General features: G+C 43.0%; 14 protein-coding genes. 4 read left to right on the forward strand and 10 right to left on the reverse strand.

From position 1 onward, the window contains the following. Nucleotides 1-48: 48 nt before the first annotated feature. Nucleotides 49-3,387 (forward strand): VCBS repeat-containing protein, encoded by a 3,339-nt coding sequence (locus tag D7Z94_RS01205; protein WP_120710824.1) that lies wholly within the window; start codon nt 49-51, stop codon nt 3,385-3,387. Between the two features lie 314 nt (nt 3,388-3,701). Here the strand turns inward: D7Z94_RS01205 and D7Z94_RS01210 are convergent, their stop codons facing one another. The 7 genes from D7Z94_RS01210 to D7Z94_RS01235 form a co-directional block, all read right to left on the reverse strand. Then, nucleotides 3,702-5,246 carry a RagB/SusD family nutrient uptake outer membrane protein gene (locus D7Z94_RS01210; protein ID WP_120709688.1) on the reverse strand — a complete coding sequence of 515 codons (1,545 nt, stop codon included), beginning with the start codon at nt 5,244-5,246 and terminating at the stop codon, nt 3,702-3,704. Nucleotides 5,247-5,257: 11 nt separating this feature from the next. Next, a complete protein-coding gene (locus tag D7Z94_RS01215) occupies nt 5,258-8,383 on the reverse strand; it encodes a SusC/RagA family TonB-linked outer membrane protein (RefSeq protein ID WP_158594572.1) in 3,126 nt (1,041 codons plus the stop codon). 829 nt (nt 8,384-9,212) lie between these two features. Next, nucleotides 9,213-10,838, reverse strand: coding sequence for a sodium:solute symporter (locus tag D7Z94_RS01220; RefSeq protein ID WP_120709690.1), 1,626 nt, complete (start codon nt 10,836-10,838; stop codon nt 9,213-9,215). Nucleotides 10,839-10,859: 21 nt separating this feature from the next. Continuing rightward, nucleotides 10,860-10,985, reverse strand: a complete 126-nt coding sequence (locus D7Z94_RS26065; RefSeq protein ID WP_262696921.1) for a hypothetical protein — start codon at nt 10,983-10,985, stop codon at nt 10,860-10,862. A gap of 118 nt (nt 10,986-11,103) precedes the next feature. Next, the gene (locus tag D7Z94_RS01225) at nt 11,104-12,201 is read right to left on the reverse strand and encodes a pyridoxal-phosphate-dependent aminotransferase family protein (RefSeq protein WP_120710825.1); all 1,098 of its coding nucleotides are present in this window, start codon (nt 12,199-12,201) and stop codon (nt 11,104-11,106) included. Between the two features lie 70 nt (nt 12,202-12,271). Next, entirely contained in the window at nt 12,272-15,142 is a 2,871-nt protein-coding gene (locus D7Z94_RS01230) for an FAD-binding and (Fe-S)-binding domain-containing protein (RefSeq protein ID WP_120709691.1), read from the reverse strand. 15 nt (nt 15,143-15,157) lie between these two features. Next, nucleotides 15,158-16,822 (reverse strand): L-lactate permease, encoded by a 1,665-nt coding sequence (locus D7Z94_RS01235; protein WP_120709692.1) that lies wholly within the window; start codon nt 16,820-16,822, stop codon nt 15,158-15,160. A gap of 247 nt (nt 16,823-17,069) precedes the next feature. Here D7Z94_RS01235 and D7Z94_RS01240 point away from each other — a divergent pair, with 247 nt between their 5' ends. The 3 genes from D7Z94_RS01240 to D7Z94_RS01250 all read left to right on the forward strand — a co-directional run bounded on the left by D7Z94_RS01240 (nt 17,070) and on the right by D7Z94_RS01250 (nt 22,411). Next, nucleotides 17,070-19,022, forward strand: a complete 1,953-nt coding sequence (locus D7Z94_RS01240; protein WP_120709693.1) for a metallophosphoesterase family protein — start codon at nt 17,070-17,072, stop codon at nt 19,020-19,022. Nucleotides 19,023-19,039: 17 nt separating this feature from the next. Further along, the gene (locus D7Z94_RS01245) at nt 19,040-21,304 is read left to right on the forward strand and encodes a GH92 family glycosyl hydrolase (RefSeq protein WP_120709694.1); all 2,265 of its coding nucleotides are present in this window, start codon (nt 19,040-19,042) and stop codon (nt 21,302-21,304) included. 249 nt (nt 21,305-21,553) lie between these two features. After that, nucleotides 21,554-22,411, forward strand: a complete 858-nt coding sequence (locus D7Z94_RS01250; RefSeq protein WP_120709695.1) for an endonuclease/exonuclease/phosphatase family protein — start codon at nt 21,554-21,556, stop codon at nt 22,409-22,411. Between the two features lie 57 nt (nt 22,412-22,468). Here the strand turns inward: D7Z94_RS01250 and iolG are convergent, their stop codons facing one another. From iolG to D7Z94_RS01265, 3 genes are read right to left on the reverse strand one after another with little or no spacing between them, the layout of a single operon-like run. Further along, nucleotides 22,469-23,476, reverse strand: a complete 1,008-nt coding sequence (gene iolG / locus D7Z94_RS01255; RefSeq protein WP_120709696.1) for an inositol 2-dehydrogenase — start codon at nt 23,474-23,476, stop codon at nt 22,469-22,471. Nucleotides 23,477-23,490: 14 nt separating this feature from the next. Further along, on the reverse strand, nt 23,491-24,396 hold the full coding sequence (locus tag D7Z94_RS01260; protein ID WP_120709697.1) for a sugar phosphate isomerase/epimerase family protein: 906 nt from the start codon (nt 24,394-24,396) through the stop codon (nt 23,491-23,493). Nucleotides 24,397-24,403: 7 nt separating this feature from the next. After that, complete coding sequence (locus D7Z94_RS01265; protein WP_120709698.1) at nt 24,404-25,879, reverse strand: CoA-acylating methylmalonate-semialdehyde dehydrogenase; 1,476 nt, start codon at nt 25,877-25,879, stop codon at nt 24,404-24,406. Between the last annotated feature and the right edge of the window lie 39 nt (nt 25,880-25,918).

Consider the following 25,918-nt stretch of genomic DNA (forward strand, 5'->3'; position numbering starts at 1 on the left):
TTTCCATGTTACAAATTCAGTACCTTAGAGACTGCAAAAAAATTGCATATGTTTAAAAATGTATTGGGTATATTGTTGTGGATTTTACTATTTGCGGGGTGCTCCAAAGATCAATCCTCACCACTAAGATTCGTTCATTTGGATTCCGCCGCAACAGGCATAACTTTCGCTAATCAGATTACCGAGAATGATAGTATTAACGTGGTAAACTTCCAATACTGCTACAATGGAGGCGGAGTGGGCATTGGTGATTTTGACCAAAATGGTCTTCCTGACATTGTATTTTCCGGAAACCAGGTTTCCTCAAAAATCTATTTGAACCAAGGTGCCCTAACCTTTACGGATATTTCGGAGGAAGCAAATTTCAGGACCTCCTCCTGGGTGACCGGAGTGTCCATAGTTGATATTAACTCCGATGGGTTGGACGACATCTATCTAAATGTTGGTGGAGCAGACTGCCAAAATAATTGCAACAATCTTCTATTTATAAATCAAGGAGTACAGGCTAATGGAATTCCCACCTTTACTGAAGAGGCAAAGGCCTATGGATTGGATGATGGCAATTACTCACAACAGGCCGTGTTCTTTGACTTTGACCATGACGGAGACCTGGATGTTTATATAGCGCACAACGGCAATTCCAATATTGACAAAAACAATCCATTTCCGAAACAGTATCTACCGCCCCATCTAAAGGATTTTCTGCTTCGAAATGATACCAAACCAAGTATTTCACATCCGGTATTCACCAATGTATCCGACAGTGTTGGTATTACGCATAGCGGTTTTGGCCTGGGTTTGGGCATAAACGATTTTAACAAGGATGGGTTGACGGACATCTACGTGGCCAACGATTTTATCACGGAGGATCTCCTTTATATTCAACAGATTCATCCGGATAGCACAATGCCCTTTTTCCTGGAAAAGAGCAAGGAATTTCTAGGTCATGAAACTTACAACTCCATGGGCATGGATTTCAATGACCTGAACAATGACAGCCGCCCGGACATCCTGGTTGTGGATATGTTACCAAAAGACTATGAACGGCACAAGAAAATGCTGGGAATGATGAATTATGAAAAATATCTTCTTTCATTAAAAAACGACTACAGCGCCCAGTATGTGCGTAATACCTTGCAGATGAATAACGGCCAATTACACGGAAAAACTATTAAATCCAGTGAAATTGGTTTTCTTAAGGGAATAGCCAGCACAGATTGGAGTTGGGCTCCCCTAATGCTGGATTTGGACAACGATTCTGACAAGGATATCTATATCTCCAACGGATATGTAAAGGATGTGGCAGACTTGGATTACATCAATTATTCCGGTTTAAACAATATGTTCGGTACCACGGAAGAACGCATAGCCAAACAAATTGAGTTTGCCAATAATCTGGATAGCATCTATTTACCCAATTTCATTTATGAAAACAAGGAATCGGCAGGGTTCTCCGATGTTTCTTCCAGCTGGATTTCAGAAAAGCCTTCATATTCCAATGGGGTAGCCTATGCCGATTTGGATCTTGATGGGGATTTGGATCTGGTGGTCAACAATATTAACGAAGCGGCCTTTGTACTGGAAAATAAGACTTCGGATAATTTCAATACACATTTTTTTCGGTTACGGCTAGAAGGGAACCTAAAAAACATCCATGGCATCGGATCTCAAATAACCCTTTGGGACCAAGGCAAGGCACAATATCAATTTCAATCGGTTATTCGAGGATATTTATCTTCCATGGAACCTATTTTACATTTTGGGGTAAAGGACACCCTTATAGACTCACTGCAAATTGTATGGCCCAATGGGAAAGTCCAAATGATGCGAAATCTTCCAGCCGATCAAACGTTGACACTTAGTATAAAAAGTGCCAAAGCGAATCCCGTTCCCGATAGTGGAAGTGAGCTTTTGTTCAAAACCAATGAAGGACTATTGGAGCATACCCACTCCGAAAATAGCTTCAACGAATTTGACCGGCAACGTTTACTTGTGCGCCAGTACTCCAGACAGGGGCCCTGCCTAGCAGTTGGTAATTTGGATGGTAAGCCCGGAGATGAATTGTTTATAGGGGGAAGTACCGGCCAGTCCGGAACCATTTGGTCACAGGATAAATCAGGCTCTTATCAAGTAACCCAGGAATTGGATTCCCAATATGAGGATTCCGATGCTGCTTTTGTGGATATTGACGGAGACGGTGATTTAGATTTATACGTTACTAGCGGGGGCACGGAGTTTGGACAGGTTTCCCAAAACTATTTAGATCGATTGTATCTTAACAATGGCCAGGGGCAATTGGAAAAAACTGAAAAATTGCTTCCAGAAATTTTGGAAAGCACTCATTTCGTTAGGCCGTTTGATTTTGATCATGACGGGGACATAGATTTCTTTGTAGGATCAAGAAATGTTCCCGATAAGTATCCGGAGACTCCCAAGAGTCGTTTGTTGATCAATGAAAATGGAACAATGGTAGAAGCCAAGAATGCATCTATTTCAGGGACTGGTATGATTACCGATGCCCAATGGGTAGATGTGGACGGTGATGATTGGGAAGATTTGGTTTTGGTAGGCGAATGGATGCCAATTACCATATTTAAAAATGACGCAGGTAACTTAAGACCAATGGACCCCTCGTTTACCAGTGGAAAGAACAAATCAATCAATACGGCCGGTTGGTGGAATTGTATTGTCCCCGTCGATTTTGATAATGATGGAGATATGGATTTTTTATTGGGTAATCAAGGTTTAAATGGGTTTATGAAACCTACACAGGACAAACCGTTGTATATCTACAAAGGGGATTTCGATCAAAATGGAAGCCCTGATCCCATTATGGCGCAATACTTTGATACCGAAAATGGACCTCGCTTATTACCCATTCATACAAGGGACGATATTGTGGCCCAATTGGTCAGCCTAAAAAAAAGGTACCTTACCTATGATGCCTTCGTAAAGGTAGATTTCACCAAGCTATTGAACATATCCAATCTTGAGGAGGAAACCCTACAGGCCTTTACATTTCAAAGTAGTTATATGGAAAATTTGGGAAATGGATCCTTTGACCTCTCCCCGCTTCCGGAAATTTGCCAAATTGCTCCCGTTAATGAAATTTTAGTGGATGATTTTAATGATGATGGACAGCTTGATGCGCTTTTGGTAGGAAACGATTTTTCTGGAGAGACCCTGTATGGAAAAGCGGACGCACTCACCGGACTGTTCTTAAAAGGAGACAAAAACCACGGTTTTATACCTATCTCAAGTTCTGATTCCGGTTTTTATATTCCCGGACAATCCCATCATTTGGAACAATTCATGGATAAGGAGGGACATCCTTGGATTATAGCCACACAGAATAATGAGGAGGCAAAAATCTTTTCTTGGAGGTAGCGCGACAACCATGAGGCATCAAAAACAGATCGCCTTAATAAATATACATTTCCCTGAAACTAATTTCACTTAGTGCCCAAACCCAAAATTATTTCAGGAAACAAAATGGTTTCAGAAAATGATGCAAATTGCTATTCCAAGAAATAAATTTAACCTCAGGATATTCTAGGTTTTATAATCCATTCCTTCCTTGAGGTAAAAATTCATTGCGTACTATCGAAGGGTTACCTGTTCATAGAAAAAAAGAGAGGATAATAGGTTCTATTATCCTCTCTAAAAATCACTTATAATAAAACTAACTCAAAAAATTCTCATTAATATCCAGGATTCTGATCAGCATTGGTCAAATCCGGATTACCGTCGATTTCATTTTGTGGGATAGGCAAAAATTCATGTTTGCCAGTTTGGTAGTTCTCCAATACCTGGGATGCCAAGCCCCATCGTTGTAAATCAAAGTAGCGCACCTGTTCACCCGCCAGTTCCACAGCGCGTTCGTGCACTATAGCATCAAAAACCTCTTGTTGTGAGCCAACAGGGTACCCTCTGGAATCCATTTCGGCGGTGCCATAATTAGGCATGCCAACCCTATCCCTAACTTGGTTAAGCAAAGAAATTGCCGCACCTTGGTTCCCTAATTCATTCTCTGCTTCGGCCCACATCAATAGTACATCCGCATACCTAATAACCCTAAAGTTAATTCCACTATACTCAAACCCGTCCGTGGTTCGCGTATCCAAATTTTGATACTTACGCCATGCGGGTGAGGCAATGGTAAATACCAAAGGGAGATTTCCATCGGCATCGGGATCTCCAAATGCGACCGGACCGTTTATGGGCAATTCTGAATCTGGGGGAAAAGTTTGGCCTCCAAATACACTTCCGTTACTGTAGAAATAGGCATCAAAGCGTGGGTCATCGTCTTCGTATTCTGCCAGTAAAGTTGGCCTAGCAATGATATTGGCAAAATTCAAGGGGGAATACTCAATACCCCGGAAGGTACTCTCGCGAACTCCATTACCCGTGGCATTCCACTGATCGCCACCAATTTCCTGACTATAGTTTACCTCAAATATGGATTCCGAGTTAAACTCACCGGCAATATTCCCATTGTCTCGAGGTTCAACCCCCACTATGGTATAGCCTTGGATAGCCTCAAATTCGGCCTTAGCCTCTGCCCACTGGCCTCTAAACAAATGGGCCTTTCCCTTAAGGGCTTGCGCCGCACCTCTAGTGGCTCTTCCTTGAGGCGTACTGCCCACTTCGGGCAAATTGGCCACTGCGAAGGCCAAATCCTCAAAAATAAGATTATACACCTCTTCTTGAGTCGCCTTTGGCACCCCTCCCGTCTCAGAGGCAGTCGTTGAAGTAGGGCGTGGAATACCTCCCCAAAGATTGGTCAACTTAAAGTAATACAACGCCCTTAAAAAACGTACTTCTCCCAAACGTTGGTTAACTTCACCTTCCGGCACGTTCTGAATCAATCCTTCCTCGGCAGCCTCAATCACAAAGTTGCAGCTATTGATTCCTCTATAGGCGGCCGTCCAAAAAGTAAAAAACTCCCCTAAGGAAGGATCAAAGGTATAGTCCATAAAAGCTTTTAGCCCTCCTTGAAGCGCATCCGTCCCCAAATTCTCCTGGGATAAATTATCGAATAGGAAGAACGCAATACGACCGTACATCCCTTGGGATTGCAAAAAAGAATATGCTCCATTAACGGCAGATTGCAATTCTCCAGAGTTCTGGAAAAAAGTTTCGGGTACAATTACGTTGGGATCTAGAAGTTCCAACTCCTCTTCCTTACAGCTCACCATACTCAGGAATACTGCTGCAAATGTTAAAATGATTTTCTTTGTCTTCATCTCTATTTTTTTTAAAAATCTATTTGTAGTCCTGCTAAAACGGTCCTTGGCTGTGGGAAACGGCCCTGGTCCAATCCGACGGAGTTAACGTTAGTACCATTGGCAGAAACATTATTGTTGGCATCGGCCAGAAGAGGAACAATTTCTGGGTCATAGCCGGAATAGTCCGTGAAGGTAATTAAATTCTGACCGCTTATATAAAAACGCAATCTACTAATGGAACCATTGGCAAAGTTGCTCAACACTTTACTTGGTAAGGTGTAGCCAAGGGTCATCTGCCGTACTCGGGTAAAAGAACCATCCTCTATAAACCGGTCGGATACCTGTTCATTCCCCGTAAATCCAGGGGTAGCTTTGGGAATGGTTTGGGAAGGGTTGGTCGGCGACCAACGATCCAAGACCACCGTACTCATATTAAAGAGTCGTGCTTGTTGCTCCAAAGTAAGGCGGAAACCGTTATAAATTTCTTTACCGTACTCCCCAACTAGGAAAACAGAGAAATCCAAGTTTTTATATTTGAAATTGAAGTCAGCCCCCAACTGCAAATCCGGATTGGGATTACCGATAACCACCCGGTCATCTGCATTGATGGCTCCGTCGTTGTTGGTATCCACATAACGAATGTTACCCGGTTCAGCATTGTTTTGGGTCGCATGGGCATCTACTTCCGCTTGGTTTTGGAAAATACCATCAGTTCGCAATCCAAAGAAGTGGAAGGGTGCCTCCCCCTCAGTAAGCCGGGTATGAAACTGCTGGAACCAATTACCCTGAAAAATGGCATCCACACTACCCAAGGAGGTTACTTCTTGGTTTAGGGCGACAAAGGCATTGAAGTTGGCCCCCCATGTAAAGTCCCCTTCAAAGTCCTTATAGCCTATGGTAAATTCTAGACCTGTGAGCTCAGTTCCACCTACGTTTTGGAACTGCGTGGCATCTGTAGCTCCCAAGGAACTGGGTAGCGGCACACTAACCAAGAGCCCATCACTTTCATTTCTGAAGTACTCTCCGGTTATAGTCAAGGCGTTGTTGAAGAAGGCCACATCCGCACCAATGTTCAAGGAGGTCAATTCCTCCCATTGCAATTGCTCGTTGGGTATCCTTGCCGGCCGTGTACCACTTACCAAGGTACCATCAATCACGTAGTTAAAGTCGGTCAACAATCCAGTCTGAAACTGATAATTTCCAATATTGTTGTTTCCGGTAATTCCCCAGCTCGCCCTCAGTTTCAAGGCAGATAGATTCTCACTATCTTGTAGGAAGGGGAGGTTTGCTAAATTGACCGCTCCGGATACCGAGGGGAAATAGCCCCATTGATTCCCTGGCGCAAACCGTGAAGATCCATCCGCCCGTAAGGTACCGCTTAAAAAGAACGTACGATCAAAATCATAACCAATTCTTCCAAATACGGATTGAAGATTATTCTCATTCTCGGAACTGGTCAAGTTCTCTACCTCATTGGGATTTAGGTTCTCCACATTATCCGTTAAAGGATTAATGGTAAAGGCATCAATCCGATCAAAGACTGTTCGGTTACGCTCATAACCCGCCAAGACATCCAAATTGTGTTTATCGTTAATGGTCGTATTGTAGTTAAGTGTATTGGTGACCACCGTACTCAGATTTCTTTGTCTGTTATCCCGGGTCTCCGAAAACAATCGTGTTCTTGAGCCCGTAGGAATGGAAGGTTCAAAATTGTCCTGATTGGTAAAGGAATGGTCCAACCCAATGGTCAATTTATAGGTTAAGCCCGGTATGATTTCATAACTACCGAAAACCGATCCAACTATACTCGTCTGGGATGTCAGAAACTCCCCATTTTCCCTAAGCCGTACCGGGTTTTCAATGTCCTGACCGTTAAAGGAAGTGGTAATTTCCGAATAGAAATTGGTCTCCTCATCAAAAACAGGTCGTGTTGGGTCAAAACGAGTGGCATTGCCCAAAATAGTGCCCCCATCACCCCCAAATCTTCTGGATATTCCTAAATTCAAAGTTTGCCCCATGGTAATCTTATCGCTTAGGTCTATACTGGTATTGAGACCTACGGAATATCGATCAAACTGGGATTCTATCAAAGCCCCTTCTTGTTGTAAGTATCCTAAGCGGACACTATAGGTAGCCGTTTCACTTCCCCCGGAAGCTTCAATATCATAATTCTGCCAAAGCCCGGTCCTCAAGATTTCGTCCTGATAATCCGTACTTACCGCTGGATCAAAATTACCAGGTTGCAATCCAGGATAAATTTGGTTCCCTGGCACCACTGGATCTGCGTCATAAGCCTCGGAGGCGTATTGTCGGTACTGATCGGCATTGAGCACATCCAAGGTTTTGGGAATAGTGGAAAGACCCGCATATGTACTGGCCCTAAAACTGGTTCTTCCCTTTTTACCTCCTTTGGTCTTGATCAAGACCACGCCGTTGGAAGCTCTAGATCCATAAATCGCAGCACTAGAGGCATCCTTCAGGATGTCTACCGATTCAATGGCTTCTGCAGGTATGTTGTTCAAGTTAGTAGTAGGCACCCCGTCTACTATAAACAAGGGTTGATTGTTTCCAAAGGTTCCCAATCCCCGAATGGTTACCAATGGAGCTGCCCCTGGAGTACCCCTATTGGTTACCTGTACCCCTGCGGCTCTTCCTTGGAGCGCCTGTTCCACACCAATAGCTGGAGTTTCCACCAGGTCCTCATTGGTCACGGAAGAAATGGCATTGGTTACGGCGGCCCTACTCTGCGTACCATATCCTACAAGTACCACTTCATCCAATTCGCTGGCATCTTCCTGAAGCGTTACATTTATTGTAGCCTGTCCATTGACAGGTATTTCCTGAGTAGCATAGCCTATGTAACTTATAACCAAAGTAGCACCGCTATCCACATTTATGGTATAGTTACCGTCAAAATCGGTTTGGGTACCATTGGTGGTGCCTTTTTCCACAATACTTGCCCCAGGTAATGGTGCTCCTGTATCATCGGTTACCGTACCTGACACTGAAGATTGAAATACTGCAGTTTTGGGATTGTCCAAATTTTCTGTCTCGCTGGCCAAGGCCACCTGAAGGCCCAGAAAAAGCAGTAGGGATAATAGCCCCGATTTGAGAAAATCATGGTTTCTCGCCTGCGGCCATAAAAAATGTTTCATGTGTTTTTGCGTCATAATAGTTGAGTTGTTGGGTTAATTAAAACGTATTCTATTCTACCAAACCTAATAATAAGAAGGAATCAAGTTCTCCTGATTTATAAAATTATAGTAAAAAGGGATTTTTGATTTCTTGTATTTTGTCAATTGCGAATCATAAAATTACAGATCTGTTTTATTAAAATATCCATCAAAAGAGGTTTATTTTTTTACAAATATCCCAGTTTAAGGAATAATTTCAGGTTTTAGGTCATTCCCAAGGCCAGAATGATTTTCATGATTTTATATCATCCCATCCTCATATAATTGCATTTCTATCTACAAATAATCTCCGAAACATTGGGAAAGTATACACGAATACATTTTGCCGATTAATGATTTTAGGTAATCCTCCGAAAACCTAATCCCAAAGAAATTGAAGGTAAAGTAGATAATCTCAGGTTGGACAAACTTCGGGTAGGTCATCTAAAGGTGGCATCATTCCACCTCAACTCTTGCTTGGAACTATATAAATCCGTTTTCTCAATAATCAGAAGAAATTCGACGTCCATGAGCTCTGTAAAATTTTGCAAGAACTCTACAGTTATATTTTGACTTAAACAATTGTGATAGGCACCTCCTCATATAAATAATTTATTCCGATGCGGTCTTAATAATAGGGTTGAAAAATTCACGGTTACGGAATTTTGTTGTCCTTATTAAAACTTTTGGTCATTTCTTTGGAATAACCAATTGCTATCTTCAGTGTCTCCGAACTTTACAGATGTTGGATTCCCCTAACCAATCAAACTTCATTTTTACTTACATCCTGGCATCCCCAATTTTTCCTATCTTAAAGACTCAATGCACTGAAGGAAACCATAATATATATAACTATCAATACCACACCTACAGATGCGATAATATCCCAAACCGTATAGCTGTTCTTATTCTCAGTCTTTTGCTGGCCCGTTACGGTACCGAACGTCAGTCCCGCCAATTGTTTTTGGGATGGGGCAGGATAGAACATACTAACGCTAATAGCTATGGCAATACACATGGCAAAGAAATAGGCTCCGAATACCAGCCAATTGATATCCGCGATAGTAAAAAGGAAACTGCCTTCGGCAAAACTCGATTTCAAGATTTCCAAGGTCAACTTTGAAAAACCGATAATAAATCCCCCGATTAATGTAGCTATAGCCCCATTGGCATTGATCCGCTTGTAAAAGATTCCCAGTAAAAACACTGCTGCAATTGGAGGTGATATATAGGCTTGTACATTTTGAAGGTATTCGTACAATCCATCTGACAGCGTAGTAATAATAGGAATCCATAATAAGCCCAATCCGACCACAAAAAAAGTGGCTATACGCCCTGTCTTTACCAATTCTTCCTCTGGTTTCTCTGGTTTCAATTTTTTGTAAATATCCAGGGTAAACAAAGTGGAACAAGAATTAAAAACAGAGGCCAGGGAACTCATGAGGGCGGCCAGCAATCCTGCTGCCACAAGACCTCTTAACCCTGATGGCATTAGATTACTCATTAATACAGGAAAGGCTTCATCCGGACTGTCCCAATCCAATCTCCCTTGCATTTTTAACCCCAAGGCAATAACGCCAGGGATTAAGAATAGGAATACCGGCATCAATTTTAACAGCGCACCGAAAATACTACCTCTGCGACCCTCTTTTATGTTCTTGGCCGTCAATACACGTTGCACTATGACCTGATCGGTACACCAATACCAAATCCCAACTACGGTACTTGTAATAAAAAGGGGCAGCCAAGGATAATCGGGATCAGAATTGGGTCGCCACATATTAAAGTAATCGGCGCCAACGGTTTCTTTGAGTTCACCCCATCCTCCAACAGCATCCAAACCCAAAAACGTCAGAATTCCGGCACCTAATACCAGTACGATAGCTTGAATGGTTTCGGTATATACTACGGCTCGCATGCCGCCCAAAACGGTATAGAGACCTGTAAGCACCACAGTGGCCACAGCGCCTATCCAAAAGGGGATTCCTAATAAGGCAGAGACCACTACCCCACCAGCATAGATGGTTACGGAAACCTTGGTCAAAATGTAGGCGATCAACGAAACTACGGACAGTACCCACCTGGAGCGTGCATCAAATCTTTTTTCCAGAAACTCCGGCATGGTAAAAACCCCGCTCCTGGCATAGAACGGAAGAAATACCCACCCTAACATCAATACCAGCCAAGCGTGCAGTTCATAAATTAGCAATGGCATCTTATCTCCTGCCCCATTGCCTGCAAGACCCACCACATGCTCGGAACCTATGTTGGAGGCGAAAATGGAGGCGCCTACCATAAACCAACCGATGTTTCGACCGGCTAAAAAATAGTCTTCGGTGTTCTTTTGCTTCTGCATTATGACCCACCAAGCCACTCCGAGCAAGACCATAAAATAACCGGCAATGACGACCCAATCCAATGTATCCAATCCTTTCATATATTTATTTTAGTTGGTTGTTCAGTATTCAATTTCATTGGCTTTCAAAATGGCGGCATAACCTTTCCATAAAACGAGCATGGCATGGGGATTCTCCGAGAATTCATTAAGAAGGGCATACGATGTCCCTCGTACATCTACCGTCATATAGGGTTAATCCCTCTTAGTAATCCTAGGCATGCTAGCTAAACTGGTTCTTTGAAGGGTCATAATACTTTCTTGCTTCAAACGCTTTTGGGATAGTTTGTGGAAAAAAATCAAGATTCTATAGAATTATATTCTTCAATGCGGCCAATAACATATTCACATGATTGGCATCGGAGCTTTCACCCATTAGACCTATCCGCCATATTTTTCCCGCAAAGGGACCGAGACCTCCCCCTATCTCAATATTGTATTCTTCCAACAGACGTTTTCGAACGGTTAAATCATCAATCCCCTCAGGAATCCGTACAGCGTTCAACATGGGTAGACGGTACTGCTCTTCTACCAGAAATTTAAACCCCATACTTTCCAGTCCATCCCGTAGGAGTTCATGGTTTTTTCGGTGACGTGCAAAGCGGTTTTCCAAACCTTCTTCAAGAACAATCCGTAAGGCCTCGCGCATGGCATACATAGACGATATGGGAGCCGTATGGTGGTATGCCCTTTTGGCTCCGGCCCAGTAATTCTTCACCAAGGACAAGTCCAAAAACCAGCTCTGTACCTTGGTCTTTCGGTTGTCCAATGCATCTATAGCCGCTTGGCTAAAGGTAACTGGGGACAATCCCGGAGGAGCACTCAAGCATTTTTGGCTTCCAGAGTATAGGGCATCGATACCCCATTCGTCCACTTTCAATTCCGTACCACAATACGAGGTCACCGCATCTACAACGAACAAAGCTCCGGCCGCTTTCGTCAACCTACTTATTTCTTCCAAAGGTTGTAAAACACCTGTTGATGTTTCAGCATGTACAATGGCCAACAACTTTGGGTTGCAGTTCTCCAATGCAATCTTCACATCCTCTATTTCTATTGGGCTTCCCCAGTCAGCCTCAACCTTGATTGCCTTAGCACCGCAGCGCTCTGCAATATCGGCCATACGGTTCCCAAAAACGCCATGTATACAAATTACCGCTTCATCACCCGGCTCCAACAGGTTTACCAGACAGGTCTCCATGCCAGCACTTCCCGGAGCGGAGACTACAAAAGTCAACGGGTTTTTGGTTTGCAGGGTCTCCTGTGTCATAGTTTTTATATCGTCCATTACCTCCAAAAACTCAGGATCAAGATGTCCTACCAATGGTGTGGCCATGGCCCTTAATACCCTTGGATGTACGTCACTTGGCCCTGGACCCATTAGTACCCTAGTACTCGTTTTCATTTCATCGATTTTTCCCATTGTGATAATTTTCGTTTTTCTAAGGATGGTTTATAACGTGTTCTGAAATATATCAATTATTTTTTACGGCTCGTATGGCCTCAACAAAATGTTTAGGTGTTGCCTCCGTGAAATGTTGTATCTGGTGACGACAACTAAATCCGCAGGCCACAATTTCGTGGTCTTTTTGTAAATTTTTTATCGCCGGAAACAGAATTTCATTTCCAATTTTTTCAGAAAGGGCGTAATGTTCTTTCTCGTAGCCAAAAGAACCGGCCATGCCACAACAACCTGATCGTATTTCTTGGATTTCTTTTACCGAATCCCTTAATAATGTCTTCATCGCATTGGTGCCATATAATGCTTTTTGATGGCAATGTCCATGAATTGCCATGGCTCCGGATATGGGTTCAAAACGCACATTCAAATGGCCCTTTTCCAATTCATCGCTCAAAAACACATCGATCATCATAACGCCATTTTTCAGTTGTTCCGCCGTATCCGTATTGGTTATCGTATCCGGCAGGTCATCGTTTAGCGCCGAAGCACAGCTAGGCTCGCAGACCACCACCTTTAATCCTTGCTCCAGGAATTTTTTTAATCTATCTATTGTTTTTGCACCGTCCCTTTTTGCATCCCGCAAAAAACCATGGGAGATTTTCGGTCGCTGGCAGCAACCCACATTGGCCAAGATAACCTCATATCCACAAGAATTTAAAAGTTTAAGGGCAGAGATACCCACTTGAGGTTCATGATAATTCAAATAGGTATCTGCAAAAAGCACCACTTTTTTATCGCCCTTATTTGTTTTATGGGCATGTTTTGCAAACCATTTGTAAAAGGGTAGTTCTGCAAAACCGGGTAGTTTCCTTCGCTTATCGAATTTAGCGGTATGTTCCAAAATCGACCGGAACAGAACGGTCTTTTGAAGATTGTTGATTATACTTGCCTTCCATCCGGATATGTTCGCCGCGGCCTTTGCAGAATCACGAATCAATCTATCCCTGAAGGAAATACCATGTTCGTCATAATACATTTGTAGGCTATCGCTTTTCATCTTCGCCATATCCACATTGCTGGGACATTCGGATTTACAGGCTTTACAGGAAAGGCAAAGGTCCATGACCTCATGAAGACGCTGGCTGGCCAAACCTTCCTCTCCGAATTGATTGGACATCGCCAAGCGAAGTGCATTGGCCCTACCTCTTGTTGAATGCTCTTCATCCCTTGTGGCCTTGAAACTTGGGCACATGGTTCCACCGATTAACTTTCGGCATTCCCCAACCCCGGTACACATATGCACTGAGGCCCCAAACCCTCCTTCAACCTCATATTGATATTCAGTTTTTATAGCTTGGTCCTGATAAGCCGTCCCATACCGCAAATTGTGTTCTATAGTCTGTGCCTCTATAATTTTGCCGGGATTCATCAAATTATCCGGATCGAATAGCTTTTTGATGTCCAAAAAAGCTTTGTATAAGGTTTTACCAAAAAAACGTTTATTATAGGCACTCCTTACCAAGCCGTCTCCATGTTCCCCACTCCAAGACCCCTTGTATTTCATCACCAGTTTAAAAGTATCTTCTGTGATCGCTTTCAGCCTTTGGATATCCTCTTCCAATCTAAGATCCAATATGGGGCGTACGTGAATTACCCCAACACTGGCATGTGCGTACATAGCTGCCTCTGTTTCGTGCTTTTTACATATTTTCAAAACCTGATCGATATACTCTGGTAAGTGTTGGGACGGTATTCCAGCATCCTCTATAAACGCCAAGGGCTTTTTGTTGCCTTTAAGTCCCAACATCAACCCCAGGCCTTTTTTACGGATGACCCATACATCTTCGTAAGCTTCTCCCTCGGGAAAAATTGGGTAGGCATAACCAAAGCCGTTGGCCTTTAATTGTGTTATCATTTGTCGCGGTCTCTCCATCACATCATCCAAGGTGTCCCCATAAAATTCCACAATTAATATAGCTTCCGGGTTTCCTTCCAAAAAGTGACAATGGTGTTTTGTAGTGAGGTTCTCCCTGCTAAGGCCAATAACCGTTTTATCCAATATCTCAATAGCAGAAGGGGTAAAGGGCAACATGGATTCTACAGCAGATATGGCTTCCAAAATTTCCGCAAAATGTACTACGCAAACCGATTTGTGTTTGGGCAGGTCTACAAGATTAAGCTTAAGCTCCAAGGTGGTTGCCAAAGTGCCTTCACTACCACAAATCAATTTGCTCAAGTTCCATTGGTCGGTATACACGAATTCGTCTAAATTGTATCCCCCCACTCTTCGCATTACCTTGGGAAAGCGTTCCTTGATTTCTTTGGAATGAGCATCGACCAATCTTTTGAAGGAGGTATAGATTTCCCCTTCCCGATTGTTTTTCGCCGCTTTTTCATCATATTCTTCCGGTGAGCAGTTTTTTAGATGTAAGATGGTTCCATCCACCAGCAATACCGTAGCCTCTAAAACGTGATCCACGGTCTTACCAAACAAAATACTTTTGGTGCCCGAGGAATTGTTGCCGACCATTCCCCCTACGTTTGCCCTACTTCCCGTAGCGGGATCCGGTGCAAAATGCAATCCGTAATGTTTTAATTCTGCATTAAGGTTATCCCTGACCAGGCCCGGTTGCACCCGTACCCATTTTTCCGACTCGTTTACTTCCAGGAGTGCGTTCATGTATTTGGAAAAATCCAAAATGATGGATCTGCCTACGGTCTGTCCGGCCAAGCTGGTTCCTGCTCCCCTGGGAAGTATGCTGATCTTATTCTTTTGCGCAATAGCAACAGTACTTTTTACATCTTCGGCATCCATCGGCAAGACTATTGCGATAGGCTTTATCTGGTAGATACTGGCATCGGTGGCGTACATGCCCAAAGAGTAATCATCTACCAGTACTTCTCCCTTTATCGATTTATCCAAACTATCAAAAATAGCCTTCATCCCAATAATGTCATTTTATCCAATAAATATAAGTCCCAACAGACCAACCACCAACAAATAATATAGGGTGGGTATAATGGTCCTACGTAGAACCATGCCTTCCTTTCCAAGAAAGCCTACAGTGGCCGAAGCCGCTACTACATTGTGAATCGCAATCATGTTGCCTGCCGCCGCACCGACTGCCTGCAGTGCCAATACTACAAAAGAAGGCATTGCCAATTTAGCCGCTACCCCAAACTGGAACAGTCCGAACATAAGGTTGCTTACCGTATTGCTCCCCGCAATAAAGGCGCCCAATGCACCGATGGTAGGAGCGAACATCGGATAAATATGGCCTACGGTATCCGCAACCCACTCCGCCATCGCAATGGGCATACCCGGAATACCGGCGGAGTTTGTTCCCGAATTGATATAGATACGGACCATGGGTACCGTAAAAACAAGTACAAAGCCAGCACCCAATAGCATTTTTGCACTGTCTTTAAAAGCAATCCGAACCTTGTCCAATTTCATGTTGTGCAAGCCTATAGTAATCATTCCCGCCACTAGTAAAATAGTACCGGGTAAATAGAAGGGGCTACTGGATGCCGAGATAGAGGTGCCCAAAATTTCAGTCCAAATTATCTTTATATCGCTAAGCCAGCCCTTTAATGGTAATTGCGGAAGTCTGGACAATACCAAGAGAGCTGCCATCACGAGATAGGGAATCCATGCCTTGGCCAATGACATCTTTTTCCTGCCGTTATCATCCTTCAATTTCACGTTCAAAGTGCCGAACCAAGTTGAAGGCCAGTTCTTTTCGGCATCAAACTCCCATATCTTTTTTGGAACCAAAAAACCTCGTTTTGCAGCAACCGTTACAATAGGAATAGCAACCAAAGCCCCTAATAAAGATGGAAACTCAGGCCCTAAAAAGAGGCCTGTAAGCACATAAGGAACCGTAAATGCAAGTCCTCCAAAAATGGTGAAGGGCAGTATCTGCAATCCTTCCTTCCAAGATTTGTTCTTCCCAAAAAAACGGGTCATCATACAGACCATTAGTGTTGGTATTAGGGTTCCGGTTATGCCATGTAGGAGCACTACTTCGGAGGTAACCAGTTGTATATAATCGGAAAGTTCAAGACCTGTAGAGGCCAGTTTGGCGTCAAATTCGGAACTTTGGATACCTCCGCTTATCCCAACCAAGATAGGAGTCCCCACGGCCCCAAAGGAAACTGCGGTACTCTGTACCATCATCCCCAACATTACCGCACAAAAGGCCGGAAAGCCTAACCCTACCAATAAGGGCGCTACAATTGCCGCTGGTGTGCCAAAACCAGCAGCCCCTTCGATAAAGGAACCGAACAGCCATACAATGATAACAACCTGCACCCTACGATCTTTGGAGATATCGGCAAAGCCTTCACGAATTACAATTAGGGCCCTTGAATACTTAAGCAGATTTAAGAGTACGATGGCGCCAAAAACAATGTATAAAATGTCGAAAGTGATGAACAATCCTTGAATTGTAGAGGCTATAATATCGATGATAGCTATATCCCAGACTGAAAAAGCGATACCGATAGTGACCAAAAACGAAATGGGCATAGCCCTTTTTGCCGGCATTCTTAATCCTACCAAAAGTATAGCGGCCGTAAGAATAGGAACGACCGCTAGAAATGCCAATAAGGATGATGACATATCCAGCTCAGTTTATGTTCTGCAATTTAAACTCTTGCGATTTGCTTAAAAATAATACAAATAGGACTGGTTTTTGGAAAGTCCTTAAGATTCTTTATTAGCACCCAAGTTCAAGACAAAGAAAATCCGACTATCTTGGACATCCATTCCATGTGCAAACCTTTGCATAAGATCGGCACTGCCATCCTTTCCAGAACCCCTATTTTTATATTGAATTGATACGATGGAAAATTTATTTAAATAGGGCATGAACTTCCTAGGAAACACAAAATATCTGCTCCCTTTTATCGTCCTAACAATCGGGATTTCTTGTGCCCCAAAAAAAAGCTTACGTCTCCAAGAATTACAGATTGCCATAATTGCGGATGCGCACCTTCAGGATGTTTATGGGGAACTTCAGGATAGCGAATATCGCGGTGTAAAAAATCCTAAAAATGGAGGTTACGCACTTATCAGGACCATGGGGAGTCAATTGAGGTCTACCCGAATTTTTAACGAAAATTACTTTGCGTTTTTGGCCGCACTTGATGATATAGCCAAAAGAAATGTGCGCTACGTATTGCTCCCAGGGGATTTCTCTGATGACGGACAGCCTATCCATCTGCGAGGACTAAAACGGATTTTAGAAGATTATTCCGAACGCCATGGGCTTTCATTCTACTTGATCCATGGCAACCATGATGTTGTGCGGCCATTTAACCGCAAAGATGGAAAAGTCGATTTCCTTGGCGAAGGTGGCAAGCGGCAACCCATCATGTCGCATTTGCAAATGTATGTAGCCGACACTATCAAAGAACATCCTGTAATAGTTTCAAGGGACATTCAAAATTTAGGGTATTACGAAAGTACGAACCACATGGCCGATTTCGGATTTTTCCCCAAAGAAGACCATATCTATTGGGAATCCCCATTTTCTGATTATACCTATGACACCTACAATTTCAAGCAGGCCAAAGAACAAGCTTCATTAAAAAATAGAAGCGTTTTACTCCCCCCAAATGATGTCCCTCTTCCGGACACCAGCTATCTGGTAGAACCCATTGAAGGGCTCTGGTTGCTTGCCCTTGACGCAAATACCTATCTCAAAAAAGAGAGATCGGGAGAGGAAAACGATTCTAAGGATTATCCCAATACCGGAATTGGCCATGACAATCTTCTTGAAACTAAAAAATACCTCTTGGACTGGGTGGGAAAAGTGGTGAAAAGTTCGGAAGAACATGGGAAAACACTGATTGCCTTTAGCCATTATCCAATGGTGGATTTTACAAATGGCGCTACCCCTGAAATTGATAATTTATTGGTCGGTAGCCAAATGCAATTGAGACGGGTTCCCAATAACAAAGTAGCCGAACTATTTGCCGATGCAGGCCTAAAGCTCCACTTTGGGGGCCATATACATATAAACGATACGGGAATCACCACCACGGCAAAGGGAAATACCTTGGTGAATGTTCAAGTACCTTCCCTGGCAGCCTATAAGCCGGCCTACAAATTGCTTACCCTAAGGGAAAAGGAAATTATGGAGGTTGAGACGATAACCTTGGACTCGGTTCCTAGGCTTGATGAATTTTTCAACCTATACGAGCAGGAGCACACATTTTTGAAAAGTATAAGCGACCAAAATACCTGGAACAAAGCGGTTTTAACTTCAAAAAACTATCATGAGTTTATGACATGGCACTTAAGGGAACTCGTTCGATTACGTTTCCTAAAATCGGAATGGCCATCTGAATTTGCCTCCTTTCTTTTACCTATTTCCGGTAAGGAATTGTTGGCGCTCTCGCAAACAAATACCTCGGAGCCCCTTGAAGAATCGTTAATAAAAATCAAGAATAATCATAACAAAGCTTCGGGTTACTGGATAAAGGCCCGAGAAAGTGCCAACAAGGCAAATCTAGATTTTGATCGGTTCGACGATTGGTCCGGATCTGATCTGGTATTCGATCTATACCGGCTTAGGAGTGCCGATGAATTGGCCTTCGATGATATTGGCCTAGAACGGCTGGACCAATACCGTCTTATTATCAAATCATTTATAAAACAGGGAAAATCAATTTCGGATAATGACCCAATGCTAAGCAGCATGCTGGAGTTGCTAAAAATGTTTCAAAAATTTATGAACGGGGAGCCCTCGGATCATTTTCAAATACATCTAAAAACCGGGAAAGTGATACCGTTGAACAACAAACGAACTTATTGAACATAAAAACCAATACGATGAAAATCAACCAAAAGGCTATATTCTCTGCCATTCTACTTTTAACCGCTTTGCCATTATTGAAGGCACAGGAAAAAATGGCCGTTGATTATGTGAATCCGCTTATAGGAACATCGGCCTTAGGTTTTAGCGAAGGTAAGGATGGTGGTGGGACCATGCCCTGTGTGGGGCCGCCCTTTGCCATGACCAATTTTGTGGCGCAGACGCGTGAAAACAAAATCAGTGAAATGCCCTATGTTTATGAGGATACAACCATTAAAGGATTTATGGCTACCCACCAGCCGACAGTCTGGATGGGCGATTATGGCTATGTCAGCGTAATGCCACAAATAGGGGAGTTAAAATTACTTCCGAATGATCGGGCATTACCTTTTTCGCATAACAACGAAATCTCGAAGCCCCATTACTATGCAGTTACCATGAAGGATGATCGGAAAGAAATAAAAGGGGAAATCGCTGCTGCTTCACGTTGCGGCATGTTTCAGTTTACCTTTCCCGAATCCAAGGAATCACACCTAATCGTTCAAGGCATCAACATCACCGAGAACAAGAAAGATTTTCAAGGTTACCTGAAGATTGATGAGAAAAAAGGAGAAATCACCGGGTATAATCCTGAAAGGATGTCCTCGCATTTAGGGCCTGAACTCAGTAACTTCAAAGGCTTTTTCATAATACAGTTCGATAAACCCTTTGAATCTTTTGGGACATGGAATTCTTTTCGTACCGAACCGGATATCGTGAAATTGGGAACGGAACAATACGGTGCCCGAATGGGTGCGTATATAAGTTTTAAAACAAAAAAGAACGAAAAAGTCAAAGTAAAGATTGCTACCTCGTTTATTAGTATTGAACAGGCCCGTAAAAATTTATCTATAGAAATACCCCATTGGGATTTCGAAAATTTAGTAAATACTACGCGTGATGTCTGGCAAGAAAATTTGAGCAGAATAGAGGTAAAGAGTACATCGGAAGTACAGAAAAGTATCTTCTACACGGCCTTGTTCCACACTATGTTGTTTCCTCGTGAGTTTTCAGAATATGGCCGCTACTACAGTCCTTTTGACGATAAAATCCATGAAGGTGTATCTTATAACGATTATTCCCTGTGGGATACTTTTAGGGCATTACATCCATTACTTCATTTTACGCATCCTGAACGGGTAAATCCCATGGTACAGTCCTTATTGCAGATGTACCAAGAAGGTGGGTGGCTACCCAAATGGCCAAACCCTACCTACACGAATATAATGATAGGCACCCACGCAGATGCTGTTATTGCCGATGCCTATGTAAAAGGGTTCAGGGATTATGATATAGCTCTGGCCTACGAAGCCGTTCGCAAAGACGCCATGCAGCCACCCTTTCGCGATACCGAGAAACATTGGGGCGATCGCGATGAAGGAGTCTTGTATGAGGCCCGGGGAGGGCTTACCTACTATCATTCATTGGGCTATGTAGCAGCTGACAGAACGCGCGAATCCGTAACGCGTACCATAGAATTTGGCATCGATGATTTTTCCATTGCCCAAATGGCAAAAGATCTTGGGAAAACCGAAGATTACGATCGGTTGATGGGTTGGAGTAAAAACTATAAAAACCTGTACAATCCTGAAACCGGTTTTTTAAATGCCCGTTTATTCAATGGCGATTGGCACGGCAATTCACAGGAAGGATTCACGGAAGGGGGGAAATGGACCTATCTTTTTGGTGCTATGCATGATATCCCTGGAATGATGGATTTATATGGAGGAAAAGCCAAATTTGTCCAAAAATTAAATGAAAACTTTGATGGTGGCCACTATCGGCATGATAATGAACCCGGGCACCACTACGCCTATTTGTTCAATTACGCCGAACAACCCTGGAAAACCCAAGAACTCATCAGGAAACATACCTCGGCGGAAAACTTTAGAAACCTGCCCTTGGGTATCAATGGAAACGATGATTGCGGCCAAATGTCCGCTTGGTACGTTTTTGGGGTAATGGGCTTTTATCCGGTAACTCCAGGGACCGAAGTTTTCGCTATAGGTGCTCCCCAATTTCCGGAGCTTACCTTAAAATTATCAAAGGACGGCAAATCCAAATTTTTCAAGATTATTGCGAATAATCTGTCCGAAGATAATATGTACATACAATCCATGACCTTGGATGGAAATCGGATCAAAGAACCGTTTATAACCTATACCCAGATAATTAACGGCAATAGATTGGTTTTTGAAATGGGAGAAAAGCCTAACTTCAATGCGTTTAGTTACAAACCCTGAGGGAAGATTGAATTCAAAGTATGTTCTTAAAACCCTTTTTATAGTCAATTTTATCTTAAACAAACCGTATGCATCAATTCCACTTTTCCCAAGTGGACCTAAAAAACCTTTATGAAATGAGCATAAACAAATTTAATTTTTTGCTTACCCACCGAAATAATTAAATCTTTTGTGCGAAAGCGCAGCGGTCGATCTAAGCAGAAAATTTTTATTTGGTTCTTTTTCAGTAAAACAAAAATTTTTAAATAGATGAAAAAAAAGATAGCCATTGTACTAGTCCAAGTATTGATTTTTTCTTCATTTTCGCTCGCACAGAAGAACACACCCATTAACACAATGTCCTTTAATATTCGATACGACAATCCCGAAGATGGCAAACAGAATTGGCACCATAGAAAGGAAAACGTTGTTCGGATGATTAATTTTTATGACCTGGATATTATTGGCATGCAGGAGGTCTTGATCAATCAACTAGATTATCTGAAGCAGCATTTGGGACAATACCAAACGGTTGGTGTGGGTCGCGAAGATGGAAAGGATAAAGGGGAGTTCTCTCCCATTTTTTATCGAAAGGATAGGTTCGAAGAGTTAAAGAGTGGTACGTTCTGGTTAAGTGAGACACCGGAAAAAGTAAGTAAGGGTTGGGATGCCTCCCTGGAAAGAATCGCAACTTGGGCACTAGTAAAGGATAAGATTACCGGGAAAAAGTTTGTCATTATGAACACGCATTTTGATCATATCGGAAAACAGGCCCGGATTGAAAGTGCTAAATTATTAAAGCAAAAATCCAAGGTACTTGCTAAGGATTTACCTCTAATCTTGACAGGCGATTTTAATCTAGTTCCGGAATCGGAGGCGATAAAAACCTTGACCGCACAAGACGGGAAGAATACCCTGGTAAACTCAAGCAATGTTGCCACTTTAAGCTATGGGCCCGACTGGACGACCTGTGGTTTTGATAATAGGCCCTTCCCTGAACGAAAGGTAATCGACTATATTTTTGTGAAACAGTACAAAAAGGTAATCAGATACGCCGTTTTCTCTGAAATGCTAAACGATATCTTTTTATCGGATCACTGTCCGGTTTTTGCCCAAATTGAATTGTAAAGCCTTGCCGAATAATTCATTGGTGATAAACCTAAAGAACTAAGATCTAAATAGGAGTCAACCGATCTCGGATATTTTTACCGGCCTATTTTCCTGAATGGACTTAATCGCGGCAAGTCCTATTTTTAGGGATTGCAGCCCATCGTTACCATCAACAGGCATCATGGTACCGTTGGAAAGACCCTTGATGAAATCCTTCATTTCTGTTTTATAGGCCTCCTGATAGCGTTCCAAGAAAAAATGCAAGGGCAAAGCGGCATGTATGCCTTGATTATTATACAGTTTATGTGAATCATGGAAATTGTTGTTGGATTGTACCATGCCTTTTGAGCCAAAGACCTCCACCCTCTGATCATAGCCATAGGACGCCTCCCTACTATTATCTATTATGGCCATGGTACCATCTGAATAGGTAAGTGTAACCACTGCGGTATCAATATCCCCGGCATCCCCAATGGCCGGGTCGATCAAAACCGCACCTTTGGCATACACTTCCTCTACTTCCTTATCTACAACGAAACGGGCCATATCAAAATCATGAATGGTCATATCCAGGAACAACCCACCTGATTTTTCAATGTAGCTTACTGGTGGAGCGCCGGGATCACGACTGGTAATCTTGACCAGATGAGGAATCCCCACAGCTTCGTTTTTCACCAATTCCCGTACCTTTCTGAATTCCTTATCAAACCTTCTGTTAAAGCCCAACATTAACTTTATTTTGGCATCCTTAACAGTCTCCAATACTTCCGAAACCCTTGCCAATGAAAGGTCCAATGGTTTTTCGCAAAAAACATGTTTTCCGGCCTTTGCAGAAAGCTCCACATAATCTGCATGTGTATCGGTAGGGGAACAGATCAAAACGGCATCAATTTGGGTACCTCCCAACATTTCCTCAAAAGTGTCGGTGGTAAAGGGTACACCTTTATCCCTAGCATATTGCAAAGAACCCTCATCGGGATCTGTCGCCGCTACTATTTCTACGTCGGGCGTTTGAAGCAGATTCTCCAAATGGATTTTTCCGATTCTTCCCAATCCGGCTATGGCCAATTTTAGTTTTGTCATTTGTATTGAATTAATTATAGCCCTAATGTTCTTATGTAATCCCTATTAGATTGCGCGCATTTTTTGGGTTCTCCCATGCCTGGAAGTATATCCTGTTCAACAACGATCCAATCCCCATAGCCCTTGTCGTTCAAAAGTTTTACTATTGCATTAAAATCTACCATTCCTTTTCCAAGTTCACAGAATACCCCTTTTTTTAACGCATCGAAATAATCTCCATTTTCCTGGCGTGATAGTCGCGCTGCCTCGGGATCATAGTCCTTAAAGTGAACATGCCATATCCTATCGGAATACTTCATTATTGCGTCTATCGGATTACCTCCGCCAAAGGCGTAATGTCCCATATCCAAACAGAGTCCCAATAATTCAGGATTGGTCAAGGCCATAAGGGTATCTATCTCTTGCGGGGTCTCTACATACCCGGCACAATGATGATGGAAAACGGTTCGTAGTCCATATTTCTCCTTTACAACTTTGGCTACTTTTTCAGCACCCGCGGCATATACTTTCCATTGCTTTTCCGAAAGTCCCATTTCCGGAGTTATTCTGCCTGCATATTGGGTACGATTTGGGACGGACCCATTGTCATCGGCCAAAACAATAAACGCATTTTTATATCCTGCTCTATACATCAGTTGGGCCACTTTTAATGCGGTATCTACTCCCGCTTCATGGGTGTCGCCATCTGCCAAGTCTACCGGAACAAAGGCTCCCAGCAACTCCAAACCTCTCTTTTCGATTTCCTTGCGTAAAAGACCTGGGTCTGTAGGCATGTATCCCCAATCGCCAAGTTCCGTACCGATATAGCCCGTCTCCTTTATTTCGTCCAAAACCTGTTCAAACCCGATTTCCTCGGATTTTTCCTCTAGGTCAAATTCCAGGGCCCCCCACGAACAAGGGGCATTTGCTATTTTAATCATCCTACTTTTAAAATTTACGAGACCATATATTGGGCCATCTCTCAATTATTACTTTGGTCTGAGTAAAAAACTCAATGGCATGTTTTCCCTGCCCATGGAGGTCTCCGAAGAAACTATCCTTCCAACCGCTAAAAGGAAATTGGGCCATTGGGGCCGCTACTCCAATATTAATGCCGATATTGCCTGCATCTGCCTCGTTTCTGAACTTTCTTGCATTTGCCCCACTTCCCGTAAATAGGCAGGCCATATTGCCATAGTTTCCGCTATTGACAAACGACAAGGCTTCATCTATAGTCGTCATGGAAATAAGGCTCATTACAGGGCCAAAGATTTCTGTTTTTATCAGCTCCTTATCCAAAGCCACGTTTTCGAGAATTGTAGGCGTGATAAAATTACCTTTTTCATATCCGGAAATCGAGGCATTTCTGCCGTCAAGAAGCACCTGTGCCCCTTCATCAATTCCCTTTTGAATCAATCCTTCTATTCTAGTTTTACTTTCCGGGGTGATTACCGGGCCCATGTTTACCCCTTCTTCCCATCCGTAACCGGTGGTCCTTGATTTTACGGTTTCATAAAGGGCATCCTTTACTTCTCGCTGCTGGTCATCGACCGTGATAATCGTAGAGGCGGCCAAACACCGCTGTCCCGCACAGCCATACACAGAGTCTGCGATAATCTTTGTCGACATCTCGATATCCGAATCGGGCAATATGACCACAGGGTTTTTTGCTCCCCCCTGTGCCTGCACCCTTTTTCCGTTGGCCGTTCCCTTGGAATAAATATATCGAGCCACGGGCGTACTACCCACAAAACTGATGGCCTTGATCTGTGGATGCTCTAAAATGGCATCTACGGAATCCTTTCCGCCATGAACTAGATTGACCAAGCCCTTGGGAACATCCAATTGATCGATGAACTCAAAAATCTTCATCATGGTCAAGGGCACTTTTTCGGAAGGTTTTACGATAAAGGCATTCCCGGTTGCAATCGCATAAGGCAAAAACCAGAATACAATCATACTAGGAAAATTAAAGGGCGTAATGCAAGCGGCAACACCCAAAGGTTGCCGAATCATCATCTCATCTATTCCCGTGGCAATATCTTCTATGACATCGCCGGCCATGAGCATGGGCGTACCACAGGCTACCTCAACATTTTCAATAGCCCTTTGTATTTCTCCAAAAGATTCGGCCTTGGTCTTGCCCGACTCGTTGGTAATGATCTCTGCCAAAACTTCGGAGTTTTCCTCGAGCAACGATTTTAAATGATATAGCGCCTGAACCCTTTTCATTACGGGCACCTTGCTCCATTCCCTGTATGCCTTTTGTGCAGCAATTACAGCTTCGGCCACATCATTTTTCATGTCCGGACCATAAGGCACTTTTGCCAAAACCTGCTGGTCTGCAGGATTTACTACATCAATCGTTTCCTTGGATGTACTACTTTGCCAATTGCCGTTTATATAATTCTTTAAAATGCTCATTTTTAAAATGCTTAGTACGTATTAATTAAAAAACTGCTT

Origin of the sequence: Ulvibacterium marinum (assembly GCF_003626755.1) — a bacterium.
GTDB lineage: Bacteria > Bacteroidota > Bacteroidia > Flavobacteriales > Flavobacteriaceae > Ulvibacterium > Ulvibacterium marinum.